27 protein-coding genes, 1 tRNA gene and 1 pseudogene are annotated in these 26,075 nt (G+C 63.2%); 12 read left to right on the forward strand and 17 right to left on the reverse strand.

From position 1 onward, the window contains the following. Nucleotides 1–152: 152 nt before the first annotated feature. Genes RHPLAN_RS25180 through RHPLAN_RS25190 form a run of 3 tightly spaced genes read right to left on the reverse strand, consistent with a single transcriptional unit; the run spans nt 153 to nt 2,256 of the window. On the reverse strand, nt 153–986 hold the full coding sequence (locus RHPLAN_RS25180; RefSeq protein ID WP_068023663.1) for an enoyl-CoA hydratase family protein: 834 nt from the start codon (nt 984–986) through the stop codon (nt 153–155). Further along, nucleotides 983–1,498 carry a MarR family winged helix-turn-helix transcriptional regulator gene (locus RHPLAN_RS25185; protein ID WP_157100803.1) on the reverse strand — a complete coding sequence of 172 codons (516 nt, stop codon included), beginning with the start codon at nt 1,496–1,498 and terminating at the stop codon, nt 983–985. Before RHPLAN_RS25185 ends, RHPLAN_RS25180 begins: the two co-directional genes overlap by 4 nt. Next, nucleotides 1,498–2,256 (reverse strand): SDR family NAD(P)-dependent oxidoreductase, encoded by a 759-nt coding sequence (locus RHPLAN_RS25190; RefSeq protein ID WP_084246621.1) that lies wholly within the window; start codon nt 2,254–2,256, stop codon nt 1,498–1,500. Before RHPLAN_RS25190 ends, RHPLAN_RS25185 begins: the two co-directional genes overlap by 1 nt. A 129-nt stretch (nt 2,257–2,385) precedes the next feature. Between RHPLAN_RS25190 and RHPLAN_RS25195 the strand changes: the two genes are divergently transcribed. The 8 genes from RHPLAN_RS25195 (at nt 2,386) to RHPLAN_RS25225 (ending at nt 9,795) form a co-directional block, all read left to right on the forward strand. Beyond that, the gene (locus RHPLAN_RS25195) at nt 2,386–4,731 is read left to right on the forward strand and encodes a bifunctional salicylyl-CoA 5-hydroxylase/oxidoreductase (RefSeq protein ID WP_068031827.1); all 2,346 of its coding nucleotides are present in this window, start codon (nt 2,386–2,388) and stop codon (nt 4,729–4,731) included. A 127-nt stretch (nt 4,732–4,858) separates the two neighbouring features. After that, a complete protein-coding gene (locus RHPLAN_RS25200; RefSeq protein ID WP_068023667.1) occupies nt 4,859–5,062 on the forward strand; it encodes a cold-shock protein in 204 nt (67 codons plus the stop codon). A 219-nt stretch (nt 5,063–5,281) separates the two neighbouring features. Next, nucleotides 5,282–6,268, forward strand: coding sequence for a Bug family tripartite tricarboxylate transporter substrate binding protein (locus RHPLAN_RS25205; RefSeq protein ID WP_068023672.1), 987 nt, complete (start codon nt 5,282–5,284; stop codon nt 6,266–6,268). Between the two features lie 29 nt (nt 6,269–6,297). Beyond that, nucleotides 6,298–6,960 carry an isochorismatase family protein gene (locus RHPLAN_RS25210; RefSeq protein ID WP_068023675.1) on the forward strand — a complete coding sequence of 221 codons (663 nt, stop codon included), beginning with the start codon at nt 6,298–6,300 and terminating at the stop codon, nt 6,958–6,960. Nucleotides 6,961–7,259: 299 nt separating this feature from the next. Beyond that, nucleotides 7,260–7,333 (forward strand) — tRNA-Gln (locus tag RHPLAN_RS25215). Nucleotides 7,334–7,587: 254 nt separating this feature from the next. Beyond that, nucleotides 7,588–7,773 carry a hypothetical protein gene (locus RHPLAN_RS39620; protein WP_157100460.1) on the forward strand — a complete coding sequence of 62 codons (186 nt, stop codon included), beginning with the start codon at nt 7,588–7,590 and terminating at the stop codon, nt 7,771–7,773. 293 nt (nt 7,774–8,066) lie between these two features. Continuing rightward, nucleotides 8,067–8,627 carry a pilus assembly protein N-terminal domain-containing protein gene (locus tag RHPLAN_RS25220; protein ID WP_198164484.1) on the forward strand — a complete coding sequence of 187 codons (561 nt, stop codon included), beginning with the start codon at nt 8,067–8,069 and terminating at the stop codon, nt 8,625–8,627. Between the two features lie 847 nt (nt 8,628–9,474). Then, complete coding sequence (locus RHPLAN_RS25225) at nt 9,475–9,795, forward strand: hypothetical protein (RefSeq protein WP_068023683.1); 321 nt, start codon at nt 9,475–9,477, stop codon at nt 9,793–9,795. Nucleotides 9,796–10,206: 411 nt separating this feature from the next. Here the strand turns inward: RHPLAN_RS25225 and RHPLAN_RS38540 are convergent, their stop codons facing one another. Both RHPLAN_RS38540 and RHPLAN_RS39625 read right to left on the reverse strand, forming a co-directional pair. Next, the gene (locus RHPLAN_RS38540; RefSeq protein WP_084245507.1) at nt 10,207–10,377 is read right to left on the reverse strand and encodes a Flp family type IVb pilin; all 171 of its coding nucleotides are present in this window, start codon (nt 10,375–10,377) and stop codon (nt 10,207–10,209) included. A gap of 169 nt (nt 10,378–10,546) precedes the next feature. Next, a complete protein-coding gene (locus RHPLAN_RS39625) occupies nt 10,547–10,723 on the reverse strand; it encodes a hypothetical protein (protein WP_157100461.1) in 177 nt (58 codons plus the stop codon). Between the two features lie 75 nt (nt 10,724–10,798). On the opposite strand from RHPLAN_RS39625, the gene RHPLAN_RS39630 reads away from it, so the two are divergent. Continuing rightward, nucleotides 10,799–11,374, forward strand: a complete 576-nt coding sequence (locus RHPLAN_RS39630; protein WP_157100462.1) for a hypothetical protein — start codon at nt 10,799–10,801, stop codon at nt 11,372–11,374. Between the two features lie 770 nt (nt 11,375–12,144). Here RHPLAN_RS39630 and RHPLAN_RS25235 read toward each other — a convergent pair. The 7 genes and pseudogenes from RHPLAN_RS25235 to RHPLAN_RS25265 form a co-directional block, all read right to left on the reverse strand. Beyond that, a complete protein-coding gene (locus RHPLAN_RS25235; RefSeq protein WP_068023685.1) occupies nt 12,145–12,648 on the reverse strand; it encodes an SRPBCC family protein in 504 nt (167 codons plus the stop codon). Further along, complete coding sequence (locus RHPLAN_RS25240; RefSeq protein ID WP_335341026.1) at nt 12,645–13,022, reverse strand: ArsR/SmtB family transcription factor; 378 nt, start codon at nt 13,020–13,022, stop codon at nt 12,645–12,647. Before RHPLAN_RS25240 ends, RHPLAN_RS25235 begins: the two co-directional genes overlap by 4 nt. 281 nt (nt 13,023–13,303) lie before the next feature. Continuing rightward, nucleotides 13,304–13,825, reverse strand: coding sequence for a hypothetical protein (locus tag RHPLAN_RS25245; protein ID WP_157100463.1), 522 nt, complete (start codon nt 13,823–13,825; stop codon nt 13,304–13,306). Further along, nucleotides 13,822–14,073, reverse strand: coding sequence for a hypothetical protein (locus RHPLAN_RS25250; RefSeq protein ID WP_068023690.1), 252 nt, complete (start codon nt 14,071–14,073; stop codon nt 13,822–13,824). Before RHPLAN_RS25250 ends, RHPLAN_RS25245 begins: the two co-directional genes overlap by 4 nt. Before the next feature lie 190 nt (nt 14,074–14,263). After that, nucleotides 14,264–15,118: pseudogene (locus RHPLAN_RS25255) on the reverse strand (M23 family metallopeptidase); the annotation flags it as partial. Between the two features lie 247 nt (nt 15,119–15,365). Beyond that, a complete protein-coding gene (locus RHPLAN_RS25260; RefSeq protein WP_157100464.1) occupies nt 15,366–16,493 on the reverse strand; it encodes a hypothetical protein in 1,128 nt (375 codons plus the stop codon). Nucleotides 16,494–16,829: 336 nt separating this feature from the next. Beyond that, nucleotides 16,830–18,011 carry a hypothetical protein gene (locus tag RHPLAN_RS25265; RefSeq protein ID WP_068023697.1) on the reverse strand — a complete coding sequence of 394 codons (1,182 nt, stop codon included), beginning with the start codon at nt 18,009–18,011 and terminating at the stop codon, nt 16,830–16,832. Nucleotides 18,012–18,382: 371 nt separating this feature from the next. On the opposite strand from RHPLAN_RS25265, the gene RHPLAN_RS25270 reads away from it, so the two are divergent. From RHPLAN_RS25270 to RHPLAN_RS39640, 3 genes are all read left to right on the forward strand, one after another. Continuing rightward, on the forward strand, nt 18,383–19,471 hold the full coding sequence (locus tag RHPLAN_RS25270) for a hypothetical protein (RefSeq protein ID WP_068023698.1): 1,089 nt from the start codon (nt 18,383–18,385) through the stop codon (nt 19,469–19,471). A gap of 579 nt (nt 19,472–20,050) precedes the next feature. Further along, the gene (locus RHPLAN_RS39635) at nt 20,051–20,245 is read left to right on the forward strand and encodes a hypothetical protein (RefSeq protein ID WP_157100465.1); all 195 of its coding nucleotides are present in this window, start codon (nt 20,051–20,053) and stop codon (nt 20,243–20,245) included. A gap of 209 nt (nt 20,246–20,454) precedes the next feature. Then, complete coding sequence (locus RHPLAN_RS39640) at nt 20,455–20,592, forward strand: hypothetical protein (RefSeq protein ID WP_157100466.1); 138 nt, start codon at nt 20,455–20,457, stop codon at nt 20,590–20,592. A gap of 73 nt (nt 20,593–20,665) precedes the next feature. On the opposite strand, the gene RHPLAN_RS39645 is transcribed toward RHPLAN_RS39640, so the two are convergent. The 5 genes from RHPLAN_RS39645 to RHPLAN_RS25295 all read right to left on the reverse strand — a co-directional run bounded on the left by RHPLAN_RS39645 (nt 20,666) and on the right by RHPLAN_RS25295 (nt 26,052). Further along, complete coding sequence (locus RHPLAN_RS39645; RefSeq protein ID WP_068023702.1) at nt 20,666–20,920, reverse strand: hypothetical protein; 255 nt, start codon at nt 20,918–20,920, stop codon at nt 20,666–20,668. Nucleotides 20,921–21,034: 114 nt separating this feature from the next. Continuing rightward, on the reverse strand, nt 21,035–23,041 hold the full coding sequence (locus RHPLAN_RS25280) for a carbohydrate porin (RefSeq protein ID WP_237179912.1): 2,007 nt from the start codon (nt 23,039–23,041) through the stop codon (nt 21,035–21,037). Between the two features lie 37 nt (nt 23,042–23,078). Continuing rightward, complete coding sequence (locus RHPLAN_RS25285; RefSeq protein ID WP_068023708.1) at nt 23,079–23,462, reverse strand: hypothetical protein; 384 nt, start codon at nt 23,460–23,462, stop codon at nt 23,079–23,081. Nucleotides 23,463–23,554: 92 nt separating this feature from the next. Beyond that, nucleotides 23,555–24,574, reverse strand: coding sequence for an SDR family oxidoreductase (locus tag RHPLAN_RS25290; protein WP_068023720.1), 1,020 nt, complete (start codon nt 24,572–24,574; stop codon nt 23,555–23,557). Nucleotides 24,575–24,663: 89 nt separating this feature from the next. Next, nucleotides 24,664–26,052: an SLC13 family permease gene (locus RHPLAN_RS25295; protein ID WP_068023723.1), complete on the reverse strand. Its 1,389-nt coding sequence runs from the start codon at nt 26,050–26,052 to the stop codon at nt 24,664–24,666. Between the last annotated feature and the right edge of the window lie 23 nt (nt 26,053–26,075).

The following is a 26,075-nucleotide window of genomic DNA, read 5'->3' on the forward strand; positions in this document are numbered from 1 at the left end:
CCCTCTCCCCGACGGGGAGAGGGCCGGGGTGAGGGGGAACGACTCTATCGATAGACCGTACCCCCTCACCCGCCTCGCTTCGCTCGGCGACCTCTCCCCATGGGAGAGGTTGGGTCCGTCGTATGGCGAGAGTTCGCTCATCATCAGCAACATCAATTGCCCTCGAACACCGGCTTCTGCTTGGCTGCAAAGGCGCGGAACGCGCGGGCGAAGTCCTCGGTTTCCATGCACAGCGCCTGGGCCACGGCTTCGGCCTCCACCGCGGTCTCGACCGACATCGCCCATTCCATCTCGAGCATGCGCTTGGTCATGGCGTTGCCGAAGGTCGGCCCGTCGGCGAGATCGCGCGCGAGCTTCGTGGCTTCGGCCAGCACCGTCTCGGACTTGGCGAGCCGGTTGAAGAAGCCGAAGCGCTCGGCCTCCTCGCCGCCCATGCTGCGCCCGGTGTAGAGCAGCTCCGCGGCACGGCCCTGGCCGATGATGCGCGGCAGCATCGCGCAAGCGCCCATGTCGCAGCCGCCGAGACCGACACGGTTGAACAGGAACGCGACCTTCGCGGCCGCCGTACCGATGCGGATGTCGGAGGCCATCGCGATGATCGCGCCGGCGCCGGCGCAGACGCCGTCGATCGCCGAGATGATCGGCTGCGGACAGGCGCGCATGGACTTCACCACGTCGCCGGTCATCTTGGTGAAGTCGAGCAGCTCGACCGTGTTCATCTTGGTGAGCGGCTCGATGATCTCGAACACGTCGCCGCCCGAGCAGAAGTTGCCGCCCGAGCCCGTCACCACGATCGCCTTCACGACCTTGTCGCGCGCCGCCGCGCGGAACAGATCCACCACCTCGGCATAGCTGTCGAAGGTCAGCGGGTTCTTCTTCTCAGGGCGGTTCAAGGTCAGCGTCGCGACCTTGCCGTCGACCGCGAAGCTGACGTGCCGGCCCTTGTAACCGGAAAGCGGCAAGGTCACGGGATTGGCGGCACTCATTCCTTGTCTCCGTTTCTCAGCGCGCGGCGCGCCGAGTCTTTCGTCTTCGCCAGCAGCGGCATCAACGCCTCGATATCCTTGGGGCTGAGACCCTGGAATATCTCGCCGACCCAATCGGCGTTGATACGCGCCATGGTGCGGAATTCGCGCTGGCCTTCCGAGGTGAGGCTCACGATCTGCACGCGGCGGTCATGCGGCAAGGGCTTGCGCTGGATCAGGCCTTGCTTGACCAGACGGTCCACCAGCCCGGTGATGTTGCCGTTCGACACCATCATGCGCTGCGACAGTTCGCCGAGCGTCATGCCGGACGGCGCGCGGTCGAGCTGCGCCATCAGGTCGAAACGGGGCAGCGTGATGTCGAAATTCTCGCGCAGACGCCGCCGCACCTCGCTTTCGATCAGCGTCGTGCAGGTGAGCAGGCGCAGCCAGAGCCGCAGCTCGGTCTGGTGATCCTGCGGGCGCTCGCTGACCTTGGTCTCGGCGTCGAGCGGAATGGAGGTGCGTTCGTCCATCATGCGCCGTCTGCTCCGATCACGAGAGTGGCGCCCGTCGCTGCCCCCGCAGCGGGCGAACAGAAATACAGCACCGCTTCGGCGACCTCCTGCGGCGTCACGAGACGGCCGACCGGCACCTGGCTGGTGAAGCGCGACATCGCCTCCTCCCTGCTGGTGCCGCGCTTGACCATCTGCTCGACCGTTCCGCGGATCAGGTCGGTGTCGACGAAGCCCGGACACACCGCATTGACGGTGACGCCGGTGCCCGCGGTTTCCACCGCGATGGAGCGCACGAGGCCCAGCATCGCGTGCTTGGCGGTCGTGTAAGGCGACACGTTCGGCGAGGCGCGCAGGGCCACGATGGACGCGACCGCGACGATGCGGCCGAAGCCGCGCTTGATCATGTCGCCGAGCACGGCCTGCGCCGGATGCATCATGCCGAGCACATGCTGCTCGAACATGTCGCGGAATTGATCGGGCGTGGCCTTTGCGAACGGCACGGCTGTCGCGGTGCCGGCATTGGCGATGAGCAGGTCCACCGGCCCGCGCGCGGCCGCGGCCTGTTTCACCGCAGCGTTCACGGCGGCCACGTCGGTGACATCGGCGATGACGTAGCCCGCGGCGGCGCCTGCTCCGACCGCCTCGGCGAGCGTCTTTTCGCCGCGGCCCATGATGGAAACGCTCGCACCGGCCGCAGTCAGCGCGGCGGCGATGGCGCGGCCAATGCCGCGTCCGCCGCCTGTCACCAGCGCATGCTTGCCCTCAATCGAAGCCATCTCATCCACCGGGCTTTTCACCCACAGGCCTCTTGTGCGGAAAATACTTTAGGCTTAAACTTTTGAGGCTTCAAGTACCCTGCTGTCCTCTCCCCTCGATTTCGGTTGGAGAGGCGCTTGGAGGCGCGCATGAAGATTCACGTCGTCGGCGGCGGACCGGCCGGCCTCTACTACGCCATCCTGATGAAGAAGGCGTGGCCGCAGACGCAGATCACCGTGTTCGAGCGCAACAAGCCGGACGACACGTTCGGCTTCGGCGTCGTGTTCTCCGACCAGACGCTGACCGGCTTCGAAGCCTACGATCTCGAGACCTACCGGCAGATCGTCGGCCACTTCTCCTACTGGGACGACATCGCGATCCACTTCCAGGGCGCGAGCTTCCGCATCGGCGGCAACGGCTTCTGCGGCACGTCGCGCGCGATGCTGCTGAAGATCCTCGGCCGCCGCGCGCACTCGCTCGGCATCGATGTGAAGTACGGCTCGGAAGCCGATCCCGACAAGATGACCATCCGTGGCGCAGATCTGGTGGTGGCCGCCGACGGCATCAACTCGCGCACCCGCGAGCTGTTCAAGGAGCAATTCAAACCGACCATCGAGCTCCGCCCCAACCACTTCGCCTGGATGGGCTCGGACCGACCGATGGACGCGTTCAACTTCTTCTTCCGCGACACCCCGCACGGCATCTTCATCGCGCACTGCTATCAGTACATGCCGGGCCGCTCGACCTGGGTGATGGAGACCGATCCGGAGACGTTCAAGCGCGCCGGCCTCCACAAGCTCGGCGAGGACGAGTCGGCACGTTTCCTCGAAGGCGTGTTCGCCGAGGAGCTCGCTGGCCACAAGCTCATCACCAACCGCTCGCTGTGGCGCAACTTCCCGACCATCCGCTGCGAAAGGTGGACCGCCGAGAACATCGTTCTGCTCGGCGACGCCAAGGCCACGGCGCATTTCTCCATCGGCTCGGGCACCAAGCTCGCGATGGAAGACGCCATCGCGCTCTACGAGGCGTTCCGTGCGACCGGCGGCCGCGACGTGAAGACCGCCCTGGCCCATTTCGAGTCCAAGCGCCGCGAAGAGGTCGAGAAGACGCAGCATTCGGCCGACGTGTCGCTGGTGTGGTTCGAGCACGTCAAGCGCTTCTGGCACATGGACCCGACGCGCTTTGCCTTCGGGTTGATGACCCGCTCGAAAGCGATCACCTACGACAACCTCGCGCTGCGTGCGCCGGAATTCGTCAAGCTTACCGACAAGGTCGTGGCGCGCGACGTGCAAGCGCTGGGCTTCGAGGCCGATCTCGCCAAGCCTGAGGTGCCGATGTTCCAGCCGTTCCGGCTGCGCAACATGACGCTGCCCAATCGCGTCGTCGTCTCGCCGATGTGCCAATACTCGGCGACCGACGGCCTGCCCGGCGACTGGCACATGGTGCATTACGGCTCGCGCGCGATCGGCGGCGCGGGGCTGATGTTCACCGAGATGACCGACGTCTCCGAGCTCGCGCGCATCTCGCCCGGCTGCACCGGGATGTACAATGACGCCCAGGAAACCGCCTGGAAGCGCGTCGTCGATTTCGTGCACGCCAACTCGGCCACCAGGTTCTGCCTGCAGCTCGGCCACGCCGGCCGCAAGGGCTCGACGCGGCTGATGTGGGACGGCATCGACGAGCCGCTGCCCGAAGGCAACTGGCCGATCGTCTCGGCCTCCCCGCTCCCCTACTACCCGCACAGCCAGGTGCCGCGCGAGATGACCCGCGCCGACATGGACGCAACCATTGCGGACTATGTGCAGGCGGTGAAGCGCGCCGAGCGCGCGGGCTTCGACATGATCGAGCTGCACGCCGCCCATGGCTATCTGATCGCAAGCTTCATCTCGCCGCTGACCAACAAGCGCACCGATGAATACGGCGGCGCGCTCGAGAACCGCTTGCGCTTTCCGCTCGAAGTGTTCCGCGCCATGCGCAAGGCCTGGCCCGACGAGAAGCCGATGTCGGTTCGCATCTCGGCGACCGACTGGCAGGACGGCGGCCTCACCGGCGACGATGCCGTGCAGGTGGCGCGGGCCTTTGCCGAGGTGGGCTGCGACCTGATCGACGTGTCGACCGGCCAGACCACGCCCGAGGCCGATCCGATCTACGGCCGCATGTACCAGACGCCGTTCTCCGACCAGATCCGCAACGACGCCGGCATCGCCACCATGTGCGTCGGCGCCATCACCACCGCGGACCAGGTCAACACCATCGTGGCGGCCGGCCGGGCCGACCTCGTGGCGCTGGCGCGGCCCCACCTCGCCGATCCGGCGTTCACGATGAAGGCCGCGGCCTGGTACGGCGCGAAGTCCATCGCCTGCCCGCCGCAGTACCGGGCCGGCCGCGACCAATTGTTCCGCGAAAGCGACCGCGCCTCCAAGGATCTGACCGATCTGAAGCTCAAAGCCCGGCCCAAGACCCACGCCACGACCTGGAAACAGGCGGCGGAGTGAGGGTCCTAGGCCCCTCCCGGGGGGCGGGTGGGCCGTAAGAGTTAATTAAAAGGGGGCCACGGCCTAGTGGTTACGGGCCTTTATCTCTGATAAAGAAGGCACTCTTTCGACTCTTAGGAGGCTACAAGTGCCCACTGGTACCGTGAAATGGTTCAACCCGACCAAAGGCTACGGGTTCATTCAACCTCAAGGCGGCGGCAAGGACGTGTTCGTTCATATCTCCGCAGTCGAGCGCGCTGGTCTCAGCACGCTCAACGAAGGCGCGCAGGTTTCGTTTGACGTGGTTGCGAACCGCGGCAAGGAATCGGCGGAGAACCTCAAGGTGAAGTAATCCATCTGCAGCAATGCTTTGCTGTTCAGCCCCGCGCAAATGCGGGGCTTTTTCATGCGCGGATCAAGCGCGCTCGTTGAAAGACGGCGGCGCGATCGTCTCGATATCTTGCGGCAACTCGCGCGGTTGTGCCGCGCATCGTTCGCGCGGCGCAATCTTGACACGTGAAATTGCGGCAAGGTCAAATGGCTTTATAACAAAGCTATTCGGGAGGGCCGCTTGAAGCGCATCATCAATTCGCTGCTGTTGGCCGTGGCGCTGTCGGCGGCCACGCTGTCAGCAAGCACACAGTCGGCGCGCGCCGACGAGACCTATCCCTCGAAGCCGATTCGCATCATCGACGCCTATGCGCCCGGCGGGTCGAGCGACCTCGCCATGCGCATGCTGATCGACGCGTTCAGCCGGGAGATCGGGCAGACCGCCTACATCGAGGTCAAGTCCGGCGGCAGCGGCCTGGTCGGCATGACCGCTTTCCTGAACTCTCCTCCGGACGGCTACACGCTGTTCATCACCAGCAATGCGCTGATGGTCGTGATCCCTGCCGTCAGGAGCGTGCCTTACGATCCCGAGAAGGACCTGGTGCCGCTCGGCCTGATCTGGCACACGCCGCAGGTCTTCGCCACGAAGCCCGAACTCAAGGTGAAGTCGCTCCCCGATTTCCTGGCTTACGCGAAGGCGCATCCGAACGGCGTGACGCTCGGCTCCGCGGGTGTCGGCACCGTGACGCATCTGTCGATCGAGCTGTTGAAGCGCGAGACCGGAATCCCGATCACCCACGTGCCGTTTCGCAGCACGAGCACCTCGCTGACAGCCGTGATCGGAAACCAGGTCGACGGCCTGTTCGGCGATGTCACCATGCTGACGCCCTATGCGTCGTCACACCAGGTGAATGCGCTGGCGATCACCGGCGCTGAGCGTTCGCGTCTGCTGCCGGAGCTTCCGACCGCCGCTGAAGGCGGATTGCCGAGCCTCGGCACCACGAGCTGGTTCGGCCTCGTCGCCTCCCCGCAGACGCCGGCGCTGATCATCGAGAAGCTCAAGGCTGCGCTGGCCAGGGCCTTGGCCGATCCCGCGTATCAGGCGAGCGTCACGGCCAAGGGGCTCCGTGTCGGCCATTGGGATGCGGCGTCGTTCGCGCAGCTCATCCGCGACGAACGCAAGAAGTGGACGCCCGTGGTCCGCGAGGCGGGCATCAAGATCGAATGAACGCGACAACCGAAACGATGGTGTGAGCCATGCACCGGGTGTCGATACCGGACTATATCCTCGAGCGGGTCGTGGCCCGCCGCGGGACCGTCACGCTGTTCGAGCGGCTGGCCGCGCGCAACACCGCGCTGCTCGCGATCGACATGCAGAACGCATTCATGCAGCAGGGCATGGCGTCGTATCTGCCGGGTGCGACCGATCTGGTGCCGAACATCAACAAGCTCGCGGCGGCGCTGCGGCGTGCCGGCGGGCGCGTGGTGTGGATCAGGCACACCGCCGATCCGTCATGGGACGTGTACGCCCGCTTCTCGAAACCGGAGCAGCGGCAGGCCGCCCTCGCCTCGTACACGCCCGGGCATATCGGTCACGCCATCCATGCGAGTCTTGCGGTCGAGCCGGACGACCTGACGATCGACAAGCGACGCTTCAGCGCGCTGATCCAGGGGTCGTCCGATCTCGACATCAGGCTTCGCCGGATGGGTGTCGATACGGTCGTGATCGCCGGCGTCGTGACCAACAGCTGCTGCGAATGCACCGCGCGCGACGCCATGATGCTGAACTACAAGACGGTGTTCGTGTCTGACGCCAACGGCGCCCGCACCGACGAAGAGCACAACGCGACGCTCGGCAACATCCTTCGGCTGTTCGGCGACGTGGCAACGACCGACGAGGTCATCGCGCGGCTGGGGTGAACGGCCGGATCCTGTTTGTCGGCGAACGCCTGCCCCTGCCAGGAACCAGCCGAACTCGGCCCCAAGCCGCAAACAAGCCACCCAAAACGGGCGGCTAGACACCAATAAGACCGGCCCGGCGGCGCGGAACTGGCGGTGGAATCAGGCCAAAACCGCCTTTGGGGACGGCCCGCCTCGGGGATGGACCGGCCGGAAACTTCGCCTTATATAGGGGCCGCTCGCCGGGGCGATTTGCCAAGCCGATTCGAGGGCTTGCGATGAATCCGGCTCCAATTGTGCTGCGATTTCAGCGGCATCGTTGGGGGATGGTGAAATGGTATCACAGCAGACTCTGACTCTGTTTTTCTAGGTTCGAATCCTAGTCCCCCAGCCAACGATCTGACGTCCCGTCAGCCCCTGAAAACTCGATGGCTCTAGCGGACTGCCCGAGGGGGCGCTTGTCATTGGCGATGTCATACTTCGCAGACCCAGCCCTAAGGCTGATATTTTCGGTGTCTTTTGACGCACATGGACTCCGGGTGTCGGGAAGCTCAGATTGCCGATATCACCGGCCATGGCCGCGAGCCCTCAGGCGTCGGTGACTGAGAGACGCTACCGCGCTCCCGCCTGTACCCGGGGAGCCGAAGCATGATCCTCTACAAACCTGCCACTGCGCATTCAAATTCGATCAAGCGCCCGGCTTGCTCGAAATGCGGAACGCCAACACTGCTGTTCGGCATCGAGGCTATGCCACACGATCCTGATCGTGAGCTGTGGTCTTTCGATTGCCCCAAGTGCCATCACATCGAAACGATGATCGGGGACGCCGAGTAGCCTGTCACTTCTCGGGCCTGGCTGTCGCGATCTTCTTCAGTTTCGCCTCAGAAGGCCGAAGCTGCCTTGGCCTTTACGCGTCGGGTCCGCACGTTCGAAGCTCAGATGAATTTGAGCAGGATCAAAGCGCCCAAGCGCTAAAGCTTGAGGCGGCTGATTTCATCAGCGATTCGCAAGCGCGATTTCTCGGGGCTCTCCCCTCGCTCGGGCTCGAACACCGAGCCACAGCTGCGAACCTATAGTTAACGCAAAGCTTACGCCCGTCGATCATAGTGGCCTGAATGGGGACCACGATGAAGTCATGGGGCGTTGCGGCGGGGGCAGCCTTTCTGTCTGTGGTTTTTGCCGGCGAGCTGTTCGCATCCGATCCCATCCGATTGGTGCTGGCGCAGGATCAGATTGTCGCGTTACCGCAGAACACCGCCACCGTGGTCCTGGGCAACCCGCTGATTGCGAACATCGCTATCGTACCTCGGGGCCATGGCGTCCTCACCGCCAAAGGCTATGGCGCTACCAATTTGATCTTCATCGACCGCAAAGGAAATGTGCTCGACGAGCGTGTGATCGAGGTGCGGGCTCCGGATGATCTGCTTGTCGTCCACTGTGCCGTGCCGCGCGAGACCTTTGTATGCCAAACCAATTGTCAGCCGCGAAAGATCCTCGGCGACACGAGTTGTTCGGCCGGCGGCTCCACGGCCGCCTCCACCACATCCGCCGCGTCAGCGAACAGAGGCGCTGCAGCCAAGGTTCAGCAGGCTCAAGGGGGACCGTGCGAGACTCCGGATGACACGGCAGCGGACGGCTCCCGGTGCGGAGGCCGTGCTGCCAGTGAAAAAGAAGGCGGCGAAGAATAGCGGCCTCGGGATATCGCGTCGGCAGCGTGCAAGCGCGCCTGCTGGCGCGCCCGATGTCGGACGAAAGCGTCGCTCTCCAACTCAGTCGGCGGCTGGTGCGCTGTCTCTGAAGGGCTGACGATTTTCTGCTGTTGGTTGGCCGTCCACCACCCTCAGAACGCCCAAGGCTTCCGTTCGCACGGTGCGCTTCGTGACAGCGTCGCACACCTTGCATTCGAATGTCTGAAGGTCTGCGCCTTGTCCCAACTCCGCCTTTGTGAGCCACATCGGAACGCCGCAGCAATACGGATGCGTTGACACGATATCTCCCTTTCACAGGCGGGAGCACACTCTGTCTCTCTGTCACCGTTGCCTGGCTTTTCGCCCTGTCGATGATGGAGCAAAGGTAAGCGCCGATCCCGATTCCCCCAACGTCAAATGACAGAGCGGCTGTGCATTTCGCGTAAGCAACTGCAATCAAACAAAACAATTTTCGGCGGGAAAGCAGGCGAAGGGGACTGATGAGTAAGTGTCTCATCGCTGTTCTGAACCGCTGTTCACCTCATTGCATTTGCATCAACGATGCGAGCGTTGTGCGCCGGCTGACCGCGCGGAACAGAGTGCTTTGCATTTCGTTGGCGCAATATGCCAAACGAGCCAGTCACACCCCCGACGCCTGAACCGGCAAAGCCCAGCAAGCCGCCGATCACCGACCCGCAGCCATATAGAGACCCTGTCGAGCCGCCGCCCGGAGATCCGCAGCCCGACCGTCCGCTTCACGACCCCGAGCCGCCCGGCACCGACATCCCGCGTATGTCGCAGGGCGAGCCGACCTGAAAGAACGGACCGCAGCACGAGGACATCCGACATGAAAATCGCACGCGCGCTTCTGACAGCAACGGCGCTCATGACAGGCACCGCGTTCGGTGCCGCGCAGCAACAATACGACAGCCCGGGTTCGCCGACCCCGGCGCCGCATCAGAACGCCGCGCCGCCAGCGCCCGCCGGCCACTCCGCATCCGGCTCCGGCACGAGCGAAAGCTCGACCGGCACCACAACCGGCACCGGCGGAGGCAACTTGAATGCCGGGACGTCCACGATCACCGACCCGGCGATGGCGCCGGACTCCACGCTCCGGCAAACCAACCCGAAAACACAACCGAGCAACACCGGTGGCGTGGACGATTGATTGAACTGCTTTGATGGCTCGAGAGCCATCGGGTCGCGGCGCGAAACCATTCGGGTCTGTGCTGGTTCTCATGGCATGAGAAATCCTCTGACCCGGATCGCCGGCGCCGCGGTGCGTGCGAACCCTGTGATGACGGCCGCGCTAGCGGTCGAGGTGGGCTTCGTCGTTGTCGAAATTGCGCGTCGCGTTCTGAGCAGGCGACGCGCTCGCATGCGCGCGCTTCCACCCCCAGGAGAAGTCCGGAGAGAAGTCCGGGCCAGGCCCGCGAAACGACGCGCCCGTTCGCGGCCGCGACAGCGCGCGGCTGACCGGCTCCACGCCTCGAGCGAGTGCCAGACGCCAAAAAAGAAATGCGCCCCGTGAGGGGCGCAAGTCGATAGCCTTGCTCGACGTCGCCCCGTGTGGGCGGAGCTACGGGGTAGAGAGCCCGGTCTGAACGGACGTGAAGGTGGTGACGAGCTTGCTGCCGACGCCCTGCACGATGGTGATGATCACCACCGAAATGCCAGCGGCGATCAGGCCGTATTCGATGGCGGTGGCGCCGGATTCGTCGGCGATGAAGCGATTGAGCACTTTTGACATGCGTCCCCCATGATTGGTCGGGCATTTCCCGACATTTGCGTGTGATTAGTTGTACACGAGCGTGTTTTACAACCCGCGGAATACCAGCGGGTTAAGCCTTTCGGTAAATTTGTCATGAATTGGAAGATCGCGTGCCCGGGGTCTCGAGTTTTAGGACTCCGACTGGGTTTTACTGGTTCGGATCCCGCTCCCCCAGCCCGAGGATCGGCGTCACGCCGCCCCGCTGCCGAAGCTCCCAGGCCAACTCCGGTTCAAGAACGCCGAGGTCTTCTTTCATCTCGCCGCGACGCTTGGCACCCGTGCCTGCGTTCCGTTCGGGCCGGCGAACATCGAGCGCTTCGGCCATCCGCAGCCCATCAACATCGCACCGGGCGTGTGCGGCGGTTGCCGGTGACTGACGAACGATGGGATGTCGCGTCGCATGCACCGGCACGCTGGGCCGCGATGTGAGCAGACGTTTCCGGATGTCGTGTGCGCCAGGATCTCACCGCTGCTGCTGCGAGACATCGGCCGCCGATCGCGTCCGATGGGCACGACATGCAGCGCGTCGCAGGACACGTTGCCGCGCCTGAAGGTTTCCGCATACCGGAAGCTCGCCGCGCCTCGGCGTTGTCTTGTCGCGGCGCGATGCGACCGGAAGATGAGTGTCGCGCACACCTTCCCGCAGCAGGGGCCATACACGCCACCGCACGCCTACAACCCGCCATATGATTGGGACTATTTTTGTCAGGCTTCTTTAATCCGACGTCGGTTAGAAGGCGTTATGAGAAACAATAACGTCGTTCTCGAAGCGCTCACCACCGCGATCGTGGCCCTGGATAATGCGCCGGTGCCCCACGATATCGATCATATGAAGCGCTTTCTTGCGGAGAATTATTCCGCGCAGACCATCGCGATCTTCCTGGCGCGGGCCACGATGCGCCTGCACCCCGCGCGACCGGCCAAGGACGTGTGCGTCGAGTTCGCCATCACCGAGCCGGTGCTGGTAAAAAAATAGTTAGCCGCCACCGCACGCGACGTTCGTCTCGCGTCGCGCTCCGGCAGACAGTCCCCCTCGCCCGGTCGCAGCCCGACATTCCGCGAGACGCCACCGCGCCCGCCGCTCCCGCAAACAACGAGCGCGCCGCCGGCACGCCACGAACCGGCAACAGCATCCGCGGTCACATCGCGTTGATCGAGGCGTTGGGTTGTCACCGGCGGTGGAATGCGGCGCAGCGCCGGTGAGTCTCATTCGCAGAGGCCAGCGTCCCCATTCCTCCCCGCTGGCCTTCGACCCCGCTCTCGGTAGCGGGGTCTTCCGTTTTCGGCGCGCGCCTTCGCGGCGTCGCGCGGCATCTCGAAAAACAGCGGCTCTGTATGGCTTTTCGAGGTGTGCCTTTTCGCACTGTCACGGCGCGCGGTTTCGGTGAATCTTACACTCAAGTACGAGCAAGCGGTCCCCCCACGTCCCCCACGCTTGCTCCGGTTAAGGCCCCGCTGCCCCACGGCGGGGCCTTTTATTTGCTAAGAACGCCGGATGAAAAACGAACCGATGAGCTGGATCGGCCTCGCGGCCATCCTGATCACCATCGCGGTGATCGCCATGGGCATCCGGGCCTTCCACTAGGGCATGATCCCGAAAAGTGTGAAGCGGTTTTCGGAAAAGATCATGCCCAAACAAGAAAAGGAGCGACGGCTCTGATTCAACGAAGTTAAATCAGAGCCTGGCATCGGCCGCGATCCGGCATTCACGCTCTTTCGATCGATGCCGGACGTGCAAACCCGCGCTCACTGGCCCCTGAGCTTCGCAACGTGGCGAGCCAGCTTCTCCAGCGTCTGCCCGCCATATTCGACGGCGCCAAAGCCGATCCCCGCATCGCGCCGCTCCTTGGACGGATGCATCTGGCGGAGCGTGAGGACGGTCTTGCCGTTGCTCTGCTCTTCGAAGGTGACGAGCATCCTGAACCGGCCGGGGTCGTTGTCCTGATCCGAACCGTGCTCGACCTCGATGAGCGCCGGAGCCTCCATGCGCAGGAACACCATCCGGTTGCTGTAGCGGGGGCCGCCGGCAACGACCATGTCGAATCGCCAGACGCCGCCCGGCTTGAGGTCGATCTCCTTGGTTTCGATCGCCATGCCTTCGGGCCCGAACCACTCCTGGATCTGATCGGGGTCCGTCCAGGCGGCGTAAACCAGGCTGCGCGGCGCGTCGATGACACGGCTCAGGACAATCTCGCGATCGAGAGGCCAGTCGCGCCAGGCGGAATCGGAATCCTTGAATGAGCCGCTCATGGTCTCAACTTTCTCTTCATGCGTTCGATGTGGGCTTCCATGCGGTCGAGGCGTTTCTCCCAGGCGGAAATGTGCTGGCGTATCCACGCTTCGGTCGCATGAAGGGCGCGCGGCTCGATCCTGCAGGTTCGAACGCGCCCGATTTTCTCCGAGCTGATGAGGCCGCTCTGCTCGAGCGCGCGCAAATGCTTGAGCAGCGACGGCAGAGCCAATTCGAACGGCTCGGAAAGCTCGCTGACGGATTTCGGTCCATCGCACAGACGGCTGACGATCGCCCGCCGGGTCGGATCTGCGAGCGCGGAAAAGGTTCGATCCAGATCGGTTGAAAACTTAGCCATGACGGAAAGTATTGAGCGGTGCGCGGCACCGGTCAATAAATACTTTCAGCATTGGCTAAGTTTCAGGTTCGTCCGCGGCGGCGATCGTCCTGACGGGCCATCGTCCGTGTCAGGTGTTCATGCTGCGGGGGATCGTTCTTGCCCGGATGGAGTCACGGCCCGGAGACAGCCGGTCCTGCGTCGCGCGCGAATTCTCAGCCGATCATCACGGCGACAATGATCGCGATCGCCACGGTGAACATGGTCAGGTGGACGGCGGTTTGCCAGCTGCGTGACATACCGACAAAAATAGTCTGTCGCGCCGCGCGGGCGCCATTTCAAAGAACCCGGGAACTCGAAACGGATCGTCTCCCGCAACGCCCGGCCGGAGCCTGAAATTCTCCCGCGGGCAAGCCGCGCGCTCCGGCAGGTTTGCGGCTACCGCCCGCGCGAGGCCTCGCGCGAATCGTGTCCTCGATCGGTTGGCGCCGGAGTTGGCCGCCGGATTTCCGGATGGAAGCACCGTCAACCCGGCTTCCCCGCATCATCGTTGAGCGGCTGTCCGGTCTGGCAAGCTGATGGGCGTCGTGCAGGCGCGTCACTGCATTCAGCGTCGCGAGCAGCACGCCGTCAGCCGCGCCGATTCTCTTTTGATAAAACACGAAGGCCGCGACCGTTGCGGGCTTGGCCGCGCAGTAGCGCAGCGCTTGCGTGTTGCACCATTCAACGAACGGCCCGAGTGCGCGCTTGCAATCGTCGTCGAGCGCTGCACGGCCGATCCGTGCAGCAATGCTTGCCGCAATCTCGGCCTCGCTCCGATCGAGCGTCGCGCGGGCGATTTCGGCCGCGAGCAAGCTCAACGGTTGGCCTTGCGCATCAGCCGATGCGTGGCAGCGAGTTCGCGCTGCATGTTGATGAGCCGCGACTTTTGCTTGAGGCTCGCGCCGTCATCGGAGGTCATCAGGGCGTCGAGCTGATGCAGCGCCCGCACGCGCGCATCGGGATCGAGATTGACGAATCCACCGACCGTGCGGCCGGCCAGGTCCTCGCCGGGCCTGCTGTATTTCTTCGCGGCAGCGACAATTGGATGATCGCTATAGTCGGTCATCGAGGCACCTCACGTTCGGCGGCCGGCACGGCCGCAGTGGTTTTCGAATTGGAATTGCTGTGGCAATCGGATCAGCCGGGCCCGTCCCGCATCGCGCTCAAGCGGACCAGGGCGGCAAGCGCCGCCAAGGGATCGGCGAAGCGAAAAGGCGCGCGATCGGCCGCGGGAGTGGCCGCAGGGTCGCTCGCAGTCAGCGCTCTGTCGCACGCTCGCTCGCGGTCAAGCGCAGCAGCCGCGCCAACGGCGTTTCTACATTGGGATCGCCAAGCATCGAGTCCCTCGTGGCAGAGCCAGATGTCGATGCCGGCAAAAGCTGCGGCGGAAAGGGCTGTAGACGGTACGGATTGAACGGGTTGTCGAGGGCCGGTTGATCGATCGACGGAGATGGCAGTGCGGGCGACCGCGCCCCGCCGCGCCCGGGAGAATCTGGCGGTCCATAATAGAAACGATCGTTGAACGTGTCGGTGGGCGACTGCTGGCGAAACGCATCCGTCGGATAGAGCGGACTGATACGAACCTCCTGAAAGAAGGGAGCATTCGAGAAGCCACCAGGTGGAAATGCCCTCGGCGCATCGGGTGTGAGAGGCTTTGGATTCAACACCGACGCCAGCCAGTGATCGTCATCCACTGCGTTGGCAGGCCTGCCGGCATTCTCGCCAGACGGAACGGCGTTCGACTCGGAAATGTTCGGACGCGGGCGAGGAAGCGGGATTGCGTTGAAGACGGGATTGCCAAAATAGTCGAAGGTTTCCGGGTCGACCGCCCTACCCCACGTAAATGACCTCTCGACCGGCTCTGAATACAACCCCTTCCCGTTGACCGCATGGTTCACGCCAATCGGAGTGTCCTTATCAAATACACGAACTTCGTAGTGCACATGCGGGCCAGTCGAAGTCCCGACTGGCGCCACGTAACCGATGATATCTCCGCGTTTGATCTCTTGATCCAGCTTGAACGACGGGATGTTGTCGATATGGCCATATCGCGTGTCGTAAATCTCGCCGTTCGGGCCCAGGCTCTGCACCACGACGACATTGCCGTACTTGGAAGCCGAGCCCGATAATAGACGGTGCCATCAGTGGCTGTGTGTACCGGGGTGCCATAAGGCGCACCGATGTCCACCCCCGCATGGCCTGGTGGCGCGTTCAATATGGCCGCTCGGTTACCGAACGGACTTGTAGCGATGCTGTTCTCATAAGGGATATAGCGCCCCCGCAGGGGGCGGTTCCTGTCGGCCATTTTCGACCTCATGTGTTGGATATCGGCGCCGCCGACCTTCGGCCTCCACGGCGTCAATTGCCGCAACGCCCTGCTCGGGTAATTCGGAGAGCAACCACAGACCGTTCCGCTTCGATCGACCGTCCATCTTTGTCGAAGACGTAGCGCTCGCCCAGCGCCAAGCAATCACGCGGCGCAACCGGAACGTTATAGCCATGACCATAACCCAACCCGACGCCGCGCGGCGGGCGGTATTTCACAAGACCGTCTTCGAACACGAAATATCGTCTTGTGGTCTCGAGCTCAATTGTCGTCGTAAATCTTTCGAGGATACAGCCAAACTCAGGCCGTCCGCTTACGCTGACGGAGGAGTAGTCGCCAGGATCGGGATTGAGCCGAATGTCGCCATTGAAGCTGACGACGAAATCGCTCACGTCCTTAGCTGTTTGTGGATTTAGCTTGCCCCAATACAGCGTAATAAAGTTGGTTTTCCCACAGATCGCAACATTTGCATGGTACCTCCTGTCGGGATCACTGTCTCTAAACCGCCTGATGGTCGTGCTGGTGTCGTAGGATCGAACCGAGGTCGTCGCGCGATCAAAGTAGAACACGTCCTTGCCGCGCCAGCTGAAGCTCTCGCCGTTGATCTCCAGCACGCGGATTTCGCTCAACACGTCATCACCCGATGAGTGCAACAGACGAAATGGCACAGCCATCATCGTTCCGTCCGGCGACAGCATTTGCTTGAGTGAGTCCCAATCTTTGGGGGGACGATAATCAGTCCTATAGTGGCCGATCTTTTCGTTTTTCCTGATCAGGAAATCCACGCTGTCGGTCGACATCACCGCGATCACGGAGCCATCGGCGCTGCACTGAAGCGAGCGGCTGCTCAAGGCACGATCGAAGGTCATGATCTCCTGCGCAGGCTCGCCGAAGGTCAGGCGCATGACCTTCATGTTTTGGACATAGACAAAGCCTGGCTTGTCCTTGAAGCACCAGACCAATGGACCGGACGGCTCCGGAGCCAGATCGGTCAGGCGGACGGAGCCGACGATCTGGGTGACAATCTTGGCGTTGACGGTTTTGAGGGTTTTAGGCGCCGACAGGGCAATGTCGACTGGCATGCCCGTCAAGACCGCAAGAAGGGGCAGAAGCGAGACAAGCGATGCGCGTCGCCTCGGCGTCTCCACGATTAACGGCATTGGTCTGACTCCACCTGCAGCAGGCGCGCCTGCTGCAGCATGGTGAACTGCGGCCTGTCAGGAATCTGGTCGAACATCTGGATCAAGGCGTAGCAACCGTCCCGGCAGAACAACACTTATGCGCTCCCAACAGCTCTTTGCTTCAGACCACAACGTGCGGCCATACTAGTTATTGCTCTAAGTCTGCCCGACGTGCGCATTTCAACCATCACCTCATTTCCGACTGATACCGCCAGAGCGCCCCTGCGTTTTAGACCACAACGCAGATCACCGCTCAGTTTTGTTCTTATTTTGTTCCGATGCACGGAATGCGTCAAGTACTCTGCAATATAACGTTCATCGGCGCGCCTCGCGCTTGGCGACCAGCACGGCGGCCGCGGTTTTCGGATTGGGATTGTTTCGGAACGCCGCCTGCGCGTCGAGCACGTGCGCGTCGTCAGCGGCAACGGGCGATCGCGCCACGCCGGGCCGCATCACGGGCGGTGCCGGCGGCGGCGCCCGCTCGGCGGCGCTCTTCAGCGCCAGGCGGTATTTCGCGGCGTCATACATCATCCGCTGGAATGCCGCGGTGCGCATGACCGGCTGCGACTGAAGGAGCGCCGTGAGCTCATCGCGGCCGACGCCGTAGTCCCGCTCGGCGATCGCGGCGATCTCCTGCTTAACCCGCGCCACGGTTTCGGGCGGCTCGGACTTCAGGAACCGCTCCATCGCGGCGTCGTTCTGCGCGGCGAATTGCTGAAACTGCGCCGCCGTCCGTTGCTGTTGCGCAGCCTGCGCCTGCACCGACGCCGTGTAAAGCTGATGAGTCTGCGCAAGTTGCGCGCGGAGCTGCTCGTAGCGCGCCGGATTCTGCGCGGCGATCACCTGTAGGGCGCCGCCGATCTGCTGCGCGTTCAGCCCGCGCAACTCGGGAAAAGAGCCGTAGAGCGCCGACGCCGCCAGCTCGGCGGCCTCGGTCGCGGCCTGGGTGTATTGCTGCCGCGCGGCCTCGGCGCCAGCGACCTCGGCCTGCAAGGCGTCGCGCACCTTGGGATTCTGCAAGGCGCGCGCGATCTCCGGGTCGATCGCAGGCGGCGTTTCAGGTTGCGGCGCCAGTTCGGATGCTTGCTCCGTGGCGGCCACCTCGGCCGGCCGATCAATCTGTTCGGCCGTGCCGCGAGCCTCGCCGCGGACCTGATCGATCGCCTGCGCCGACATCTCGTTGATCCGCGCGTCGAGATCGGCAGCCTCCGCGGCACGAAGCTCGGAGAGATCATGCGCGGCGCGATCGAGCTTCACCGTCTTGTTGCGCTCGATGCCCTCCCCAGCACTGTCGCCATCGAGGTGCACATACTTGCGCTCGATCGCAGGCGGATCGTCGTCATCGCGTTCGCGAACGAGTTCGGCCGCGGCCTCACGTGCATTCTCGAACGCCGGCTTCGGCCGCGGCGCAGCCGCGGCCGCAGGCATCGGCGTATAGCCGAGGCTCCGGTCCACGCTTTCCTGACCGTAGGATTCCTGATCGTGCGTTTCGTCCATGGGCTCTCTCATCTCGGCAAAGAATCTCGGCGCTTAGCCTCGCAACGCGTGCGGGCTTCATTCCCGCAAGGCGGGAACCGGCATTGCCGGCTGTTCGCGACGGCATGACGGCGGCCAGCGCGCCGGATCGGGAGGGGACCCCGGCGCGAAACGAATCTCGATTTTGGGATGTCGACGCAATTCGAAGCGTCGCATTTCGCCAACTATTCGTGATTTGCGGAGACGTCAAGCACAATCAATCGGTCATCTGTCGAGCCGCTTGCCGGCACACGCCTCGGCGTGACGGCGATCCTCTGCCCGAGTTGCTTCGACAAGGCATCTTGCAGACCGATCCGTATCGCGCAATTCTGACGTGTATCAGGGGAATCGGAATGGCTATTTGGCGCGTCAAGGCAGTTCTGGCGGCGGCGTTGGCAAGTCTGGTCGCGACCAGCGCCGCTGCGCGCGGTCCCTACGGTTCGATCAACGTCGGAGCGTGGCAAGGCGGCGCCTATACCAACGACCAAACCGGCGCGTTCTCCCATTGCGCGGCCGGCGCCAAATATAACAGCGGCATCTTCTTCATCGTCGGCGTCGACAGTGCGATGGGGTGGACCCTCGGCTTCATCCATCCGGAATGGACGCTGAGCAACGGCCAGGTTTTCCAGGTTGCGTTGACGTTTGACGGCGGGACGCCGTTCAACGTCCAGGGCGCCGTGACCGGCAACAGCATGGTGCGGGTGCCGATGCCACTCAATTCGGCGCTGATCAACCAGTTCCGCAAAGCGAAATCGATGACGGCTTACACACAAGGCCGGTTGTTTCAGTTCGACCTGAAGCAGACCTCCGTTTTGCTGCCGGCACTGGTCAATTGCGTGCACACCGTGCAGAAAAGCGGCCTCAACAGCGCTGGCGACTTCACCGTCAATGTCGCGCCTCGCCACGCCGCGGCGGGCCCTGCCGGCTCAAGCCTCAAGCCTGACTCCGGAGCACCGTCTTCCGCCGAGCTTCAAATCGAAGCGATCGAGCTTGCGTCGAACTTCATTATGAAAAGCGCGCTCCATGGCGCGAAGGTTTTGAGTCGCGCCGAGACTCCACAGGAGATCGCGGCCTACGGCGCAGCATGGCGGTCGGAGGAAGCATCCGGCTTCGTGCGGATCGTCCCGGCGCAGCCCAACATCAAAGGGCTCGACGTCGCCGCAGCAGTCGTCGGCAATGATGCGAAGGGCTGCAAAGGCAAGTTTGCATCGGCGCGCAAGAGCGAACTCGTCGACAGCGACGTGGTGTTTCAAGGCTTCTCCTCCTGCGAGGACTCCGACGGCGCCTGGCTTGCCAATTACTTCATCGTGCCCCGCAAGAGAGGCGGCTTCATCCTGTTCTCGGTGCTGTCCAACATGAAGTCCGAGCAGGCGCGCAATGTGACAAAAGAAGAGAAGATCGGCGATTTCCGCAAAGCAGCTCTGGTCGCCACCGGCCCATAGCTGAATCCAAATCCTTTCATCCCGCGAAGCGTGCGCCTTCACTCGCTGGAGTGTTGCGAAGCAACGCTTCTCACTGTGAGGTCAGGACCGCGCGCATCGATTGCGGGATGTCGACGCAATTCGGAGCGTCGCATTTCGCCAACTATTCGTGATTTGCGGAGGCGTCAAGCGAGAAAATCTGGCGCTCGCTTGCAGCTCTGAATTTCGAATCTCTCAACGAGGCACGTCAGGTAAAACCCGGCCTGCGACGTTCGAGACGGGTGGCCTCGGCGCCGATTGCGGGCAGCAGCCCACATTCGCAATTCGACAAGAACGAGTCGCCTGCAGCAAACACGTCGTCAAAGCGCAACAAATGTGCGGCGTGTGCATATCGGTTGCGCTTGCCTTACGCCAAGCCATCATCGATGTTGAGTCACGTGATGCCAATGCGGCGACTTTCTATCGTCGTGATTTTTCGCTTATCGGTTGTAGTCTCTTCCCCCTCGCCTGTCGTTGCGCCTTGTGTGACGTGCGACGCATAACGCCGATTTGCACCGGAGTATTGTTCGATCGTACTGAAACGAGATTGGAGACATCCCCGTGGATACTCCGAAAACATTTTCAGAAATCTGGAAGGAAGCTCATCGCGAGCGCAGTGAATATGTCTGGTCGATCATTTCGAGATTGATGGCCTCGCCACGGCGGCAGGCGCCGCAACTCCAGCCCGATCCGGATCTCGATCCGGCGGAGGCAAGCGCGAAGGTCGATGCTGCAATTCCAACGACGACGCCGTGAACGGCGCGCAACAGGGGATAGGATGGCTCAGAGAGTGAACCGGCCGCAGACGATCGCCGAATGGACGCTGTTCGTGGTCTTCTGCGGAAGCCTGCTGACGATGGTTGCGGAAGTCATATGGTGGACCATGCGCGGATACTGACTCCGATCATTGGCCCGCATTTTGCGAACGGTTGCAATTGCTCATTGTGCATATTCAGGAAGCTCCCATGGAACGCACCCTTGTCCTCGCCGGTCACGTGACCTTCGCCTTGATCGCGGCTTGCCTCCTCGCGCTTGTCACAGTCGCAGCCGAGGTCAGAGTGTCCGGCGGCGACGTTCTCCTGCTCGCAGAAACGCAACGGTAAGTCGACAGCCCTGCCGCGGTCGACGCGGAACCCAGCCCGTCAGGCAAATCCGGACACGCGCGTCTCACCGCTGTCATGCGTCGTCGAAATACTCGCGCATGGGGGTCTCAAACAGGAGAGCACCATGAGCGACCATGAAATTCACGAGCATCACGAAAAGGCTGCCGAACATCACGAGCATGCCGCCAAACATCACCGTGAGGCGTCGAAGCATTTCAAGTCCGGCCATCACGAAAAGGCCGCGCATCATTCGAAGATCGCTCATGGCCACAGCCTGCATGCGAGCGAGCATCACGAGCATGCTTCGAAGAAGCACGCGGAAGAGCATCACTGAATAGCCCGGCCCATTGCCTTCGAAAGGCACTGCCTTCAGGCAGTTTTCTCTTCTTGGCCCGAGCCACCGGAGCGGCTCGGGCCAATTTCATTGCTACCGCCCGCTATCCTAGAACTCGGCGTGGAAGCGGCCGGAGAACACCGACACCGGACCGCGGTCGGCGTTGTAGGCCGGGTTGGCAATGAATTGATAGTCCAACGTCAGCGTCGTCTCCTTGTAGAGACTGATCGCGTAATACGTCTCCAGCACATCTTCCGTGTGGTAGTTGAGCGCGCCGTCACCGATCAGCACGCCCGCGCCACCGGCCGCGACGAAGGCCTGGAAGCTCGACGAGATCGAGTTGACCGCGCCGGCAATGCCGACCGTATCCTCCGGTCGCCCCCAGGCCTTGCCCTTGATCGAAAGTCCTCCGGACAAGCTGGCGTTGATATCCGTGAATGCCATGGTCTCGGTCTTGCCGTCATTCCAGCTCCAGCGCCCGAACAGCCCGATCTGGTCGGTCAAGGATTGCTCGAGGTTGACGACGTAGCCCCACTTCAGGCGGCCCTCGCGCGTCTGGATGATGTCGAGGTTCAGCGCCGGATTGGCGAGCGTATCACTGAAGCTGCCGGTGAAGGCGCTGTTGACCCAACCGATGGTGCGAAGCTTGCCCGGATGACCGAACAACGTGTAGCGGCTCTCCAGCTCGACGAGATATTCGCCGCGCGAGAACAAATGCATATCGTAATAATTCGAGTTGGATTCGCTCGGCATCAGCAGATAGCCGGCACGGATGGCCCAATTCTTCTGATTGAGTTCGACGATCGCGCCCCAGCTGTAGCCGAGTTGATCGGCCGGAAAGTCGAACGCACCGCCCGCCCAGATCGACCAGTTGAGGAACGTGGTGCGCGGCTCGTCGGCATACGCATTGGTGTCGATGAAGTCCGGCACGAAGATGCGCCCGACCGTGACCGACACACGCGACACGTCGACCTTGCCGCCCATGTGCACGGTGTCACTCTCGATGTTCTCCTGTTCGCCGCCGAGGCCCCAGGTCTGACGGAGGAATGCGCGCGAGGTGTTATAGTGAGGATAGGGAAAGCCCGCCTTCTGCGCCTCGCCGTTGGGAAAGCCCGCGACGCCGAGCGTGCCGTTCAGGCCGAAGCCTTGCGCGATCTCAGGCGCGAAAAACAACTCCCCGCCCTCCCACGGCCGCACCCCGACGAAGGCCGTGGCGCTCGCGGTGTTTTTCGTTTGCGCATTCGGATTGAGACTCTGCGCTCCGGTATAAGCCGCGCGAAACGCCGAATAGCCTTGCTGGATGTAGGTGGTCTGGCCGTGGATCTGCCACTCGGGCGCGCCGGGCGCGGGCGTCTGCATCGTCGCTGCGGCTTCAGTGCCGGGCGGACGCAGCTTGTAGTTCAGGCCGAGCCGCACCGACTGGAAATCCTCCGATGACGATTGGAACGTCGTACCGCTCGGGAACGTCAGCCGCGTGCCGTCGAACCGGTCGTAGAGATATTCGAGGCGTGCGGTCCACATCGGCGCGAAGGCGAATTCGATGCCGCCGCCCGCGCTCCAGCCCGCTTGCATGCGCAGCACCTTCTCGGGATCTCCGATGAGCTGATCGTTCTGATAGCGCCCGCCCGCCAGCGCGAGGCCGCCCGTCGCATAAAGCAACCATGGGCCGGACACGACGCCGGCGCGGCCACGGAAGGTCGAGACAATATCCCACTGTTGCGTAGCGACGCCGTTCGCCGTCGGCACCGCACCGGCGATCGTGTTGGACGCGAAATAATTTAGGAACGTGACGTCGGCCTCGACGCCGAGCAGCAGCGAATGCCCGAGCAAATGGTTGTAGCCGGCCTGCGCGCCGCCAATCAGCCCGCTGTAGCGGCCCTGCTGCGAGGCCGGCACCGCGCCGGGATCGGTCGCCGTCACATCGGCGCTGCCGCCACCGAATCCGACATGACCGCCGAAGTACCAGCCGCTCCAGTCGTAGGCGAGGATTCGCCTCGCCGCCTTGAACGGTACGGGCGGCGGAATATCGGCCGCGGTTGCGACGCCGTTGGATAAGACATGGAAAGCTGTGATCGCAAAGGCCGCGCGCATGGTGCGACGCGTGAGCAGAGGCATTTCACCGAACTCTGGCAGGAGCGAAGGGAAAGAGCTGCTAACCCGGGAGCCAGAACGCGGGAGGCGCGCGCGCGTTGAACGATAGCGAAGCAAAAACCGAGGAGAGCGAAGCGGCCGTCGTTATCAGCTCAACCCACCGCGACTGCAACGGCACATCGAGCTCCGGCACGGCCGGATGGGCAGCGGAAGCCGCAAGCTGAATGAGGACGCAAGCGCCGCAAATCGCATCGTGCGCCGTGTCCGGTGCGGCCGGATCGTCAGAGCCAGGGAGCCCCGCAGACGAAATGACCATCGCATGATGATCGGCTGTGCCTGCGAACGCGCCGGGATGAAAGTGGAATGCCGCGATGACGATTTGAAGCGCCAGCGCCGTCAGCGCCAGCCACGAACCGACCCGTTCGCTTCTGCGGAACCAGAACATCAGCCACCCGATCCCGCAACCTTCCGGCAGTCTCCGGGATGGGTCAAGGGGCTCGGAAGACGTGCCGGTGCAACACAGATACGCGACGGACGCTATTTTAAACGTCTCGCTCTTCTCGATCGTGGCAACAGCACGCGACGCGCCAGCACGAAGGCACAGTAGGCCATAGCCATCGTGGCGAGGCCCGAACCAACACGCGCCACCTCGCCGCCGATGAGCAGCGCCTCGCGGCCCGCCTCGCGATCGAACGATCCGTGTGTGCGATGCAGCGCATGGATCGGCGCTTCGAGATTGTCCCGCCGCCACGATCGGGCCGGCCAACGCGTCATTTGTCCTGTGTAAGCTTTGTAGGATAGCAAGCGGTCGAAGAATCCCGGCAGCGCCATGTTGGCGAAGATGACTTCGAGAGTGCTGCGGGCGATCCAGTATTCGCGCTTGGGTTTGAGCGACGCTTTGTAGATGGCCTCGGCAATCACCTCCGGCTGCAGCACCGGCGGCACCGGCCGCGGGGCGCGCGGCATGTGCGTGCGCGCCCAGTCGAACTGCGGCGTGTTGACGGCCGGCAGTTGGATCATCATCAGCTTGATGCGGCTCTTCTGATGGATGAGTTCGGAACGCAGCGCGTCGGTGAAGCCGCGGATCGCGAATTTGGCCCCGCAATAGGCCGACTGCAGCGGGATGCCGCGATAAGCCAGCGCCGAGCCGACCTGGATGACGAGGCCGCGATCGTGCGGGCGCATGTGCTGCAGCGCCGCCCAGGTGCCGTGCACGCAGCCGAGATAGGTGACCTCGGTGACGCGCTTGAACTCCTCCGGCGTCATATCCTCGACCGGGGAGAACACCGTCACCATGGCGTTGTTGATCCAGATATCGATCGGCCCGAGCGCGAGAGCGAACTCTCCCATCGCGGCGGTCACGGCCGCGGCATCCGCCACGTCGACCGCTGCTACGGCCGCGGTCCCGCCCAGCGCTTCCACCTCGTCCTTCACGTCGTCGAGCGCACCGCGGTCGCGCGCGATGAGGCCCAGCCGCGCTCCGGCACGGGCAAATCTGTGGGCGGTGGCGCGGCCGATGCCGGCCGAGGCACCGGTGATGACGACGGTCGGGCTCATGCGCGGGTTCAACGAAGGCCGACGCCGCGCGGTTCCAAGCCCGGACGCTCTATCTCCGCCTCATGCCGGGGAGGACAGCGCCCTCGCCGTCAATGAATTCCGATCAGCGGCCAGTAGAACGGCACGAGCAGCATCAGCACGGCAAACTCCGCGACCGTGAGACAGAGGCCGATCTTCACCAGGTCGCGCGCCTCGAAGTAGCCGTAGGAATAGCCGAGCACCAGCACGCCCGACTGATAGGCGAACAGCTTGCCGCCGGCCGAGAAGGTCCAGATCAAGCCGAGCATCAGCGGGCTCATGCTGTGCGCCTTGGCAAACGCCATGACCAGCGGCATCGAGGTGCCGAGCATGGAAATCTCGCTCGCCAGGAAGAAGTGGTAGACGAAGCCGATCCAATACATCGCGGCCGTGAGCAGGTGGATGTTGCCGGTGACCGGCTCGATGCCGGCAAACACCACGCGGGTCAGCACGTCGAGGCCCTTGGTCACTTCGAGCACGTTGCCCATGCTGACCGCGGCCGCGACGAAGAACACCGGCATGTAGTTCAGCTTCCGCATATCCTCTTCATCGAGGATGCCGACCGGCGGCAGCAGCGCGAAAAGGCCGACGCCAAGCGCGATCATGGCCGGCGGGAAATGGTGCACGAAGTCGGTGACCCACAGCAGGATCGCGACCGCGATCAGAGCCGCAGCCTTCTTCTCGGCAAACGACCACGGGCCCATCTTTTGGAGCTCGGCGCGGAAGAACTCAGTGCCGCCGACAAGCGTCTGTTGCTCGGGCGGGTAGAGCCAGAGCGTCACCCGCCAGGCAATCAGCACGGTGACGATGCTGCACGGCAGGAATGCGAACAGCCACTGCGCCCACAGCACCTCGACGCCGCCGAACTTGCTCATGGCGCCGCCGGCCGTGATCGAGCCAGCGCCGGCAAGGATCATCTTGTCGAACAGGTTGCCGGTGTAGGTCATGATGAGGAACATGCCGCGGGCGACGTTGCTGCCCTTCTCGGCACGGAACCCCTCGATCAAGGCCAGCGCAATGGTGGCGAGGATCGCAACGCGCGCCAGCCCCGACGGCACGATGAAGGTCAGCAGGAAGTCCGTGACGATGATGCCGAGCAGGATCTTCGGATATGTGCTGCCGACACGCAGCATCACCGAATAGGCAAGCCTGCGCGCGATGCCCGATTTTCCTGCGATGCGGCCGAGCAGCAGCGCCGCAAAAAGAAACCACGGCGTGTCATTGGCGAAGCCGCCGAACGCCACGTTGAAACGCACCACGCCCAGCGCCCAGAACAGGAAGCAGCCGATCAAGCCCGCGATCGCGAACTCCATGACCTGCGTGATCCAGGCAAGCACCATGAACGACACGATGGCGAGCCCGTGCTGGGTCTGCGGCTCCAACCCGAGCGGCGAGAACCACATTGCGAGCGGCACCGCGATGCACGCTATGAACGCGAGCGTTTGCGAGAATTTCGGCATGGTGTCAGAGGTATTTTTTGATC

This window comes from Rhodoplanes sp. Z2-YC6860 (assembly GCF_001579845.1).
Lineage (GTDB): Bacteria > Pseudomonadota > Alphaproteobacteria > Rhizobiales > Xanthobacteraceae > Z2-YC6860.

Coding starts and splice junctions, on each gene's coding strand:
- RHPLAN_RS25180 (WP_068023663.1), bottom strand. CDS start 986: ATGAGTGCCGCCAATCCCGTGACCTTGCCGCTTTCCGGTTACAAGGGC.
- RHPLAN_RS25185 (WP_157100803.1), bottom strand. CDS start 1,498: ATGGACGAACGCACCTCCATTCCGCTCGACGCCGAGACCAAGGTCAGC.
- RHPLAN_RS25190 (WP_084246621.1), bottom strand. CDS start 2,256: ATGGCTTCGATTGAGGGCAAGCATGCGCTGGTGACAGGCGGCGGACGC.
- RHPLAN_RS25195 (WP_068031827.1), top strand. CDS start 2,386: ATGAAGATTCACGTCGTCGGCGGCGGACCGGCCGGCCTCTACTACGCC.
- RHPLAN_RS25210 (WP_068023675.1), top strand. CDS start 6,298: ATGCACCGGGTGTCGATACCGGACTATATCCTCGAGCGGGTCGTGGCC.
- RHPLAN_RS39620 (WP_157100460.1), top strand. CDS start 7,588: ATGATCCTCTACAAACCTGCCACTGCGCATTCAAATTCGATCAAGCGC.
- RHPLAN_RS25220 (WP_198164484.1), top strand. CDS start 8,067: ATGAAGTCATGGGGCGTTGCGGCGGGGGCAGCCTTTCTGTCTGTGGTT.
- RHPLAN_RS25225 (WP_068023683.1), top strand. CDS start 9,475: ATGAAAATCGCACGCGCGCTTCTGACAGCAACGGCGCTCATGACAGGC.
- RHPLAN_RS38540 (WP_084245507.1), bottom strand. CDS start 10,377: ATGTCAAAAGTGCTCAATCGCTTCATCGCCGACGAATCCGGCGCCACC.
- RHPLAN_RS39625 (WP_157100461.1), bottom strand. CDS start 10,723: ATGGCCGAAGCGCTCGATGTTCGCCGGCCCGAACGGAACGCAGGCACG.
- RHPLAN_RS39630 (WP_157100462.1), top strand. CDS start 10,799: ATGCACCGGCACGCTGGGCCGCGATGTGAGCAGACGTTTCCGGATGTC.
- RHPLAN_RS25235 (WP_068023685.1), bottom strand. CDS start 12,648: ATGAGCGGCTCATTCAAGGATTCCGATTCCGCCTGGCGCGACTGGCCT.
- RHPLAN_RS25250 (WP_068023690.1), bottom strand. CDS start 14,073: ATGACCGACTATAGCGATCATCCAATTGTCGCTGCCGCGAAGAAATAC.
- RHPLAN_RS25260 (WP_157100464.1), bottom strand. CDS start 16,493: ATGCCGTTAATCGTGGAGACGCCGAGGCGACGCGCATCGCTTGTCTCG.
- RHPLAN_RS25265 (WP_068023697.1), bottom strand. CDS start 18,011: ATGGACGAAACGCACGATCAGGAATCCTACGGTCAGGAAAGCGTGGAC.
- RHPLAN_RS25270 (WP_068023698.1), top strand. CDS start 18,383: ATGGCTATTTGGCGCGTCAAGGCAGTTCTGGCGGCGGCGTTGGCAAGT.
- RHPLAN_RS39640 (WP_157100466.1), top strand. CDS start 20,455: ATGGAACGCACCCTTGTCCTCGCCGGTCACGTGACCTTCGCCTTGATC.
- RHPLAN_RS39645 (WP_068023702.1), bottom strand. CDS start 20,920: ATGCTCTTCCGCGTGCTTCTTCGAAGCATGCTCGTGATGCTCGCTCGC.
- RHPLAN_RS25280 (WP_237179912.1), bottom strand. CDS start 23,041: ATGCCTCTGCTCACGCGTCGCACCATGCGCGCGGCCTTTGCGATCACA.
- RHPLAN_RS25285 (WP_068023708.1), bottom strand. CDS start 23,462: ATGTTCTGGTTCCGCAGAAGCGAACGGGTCGGTTCGTGGCTGGCGCTG.
- RHPLAN_RS25290 (WP_068023720.1), bottom strand. CDS start 24,574: ATGAGCCCGACCGTCGTCATCACCGGTGCCTCGGCCGGCATCGGCCGC.
- RHPLAN_RS25295 (WP_068023723.1), bottom strand. CDS start 26,052: ATGCCGAAATTCTCGCAAACGCTCGCGTTCATAGCGTGCATCGCGGTG.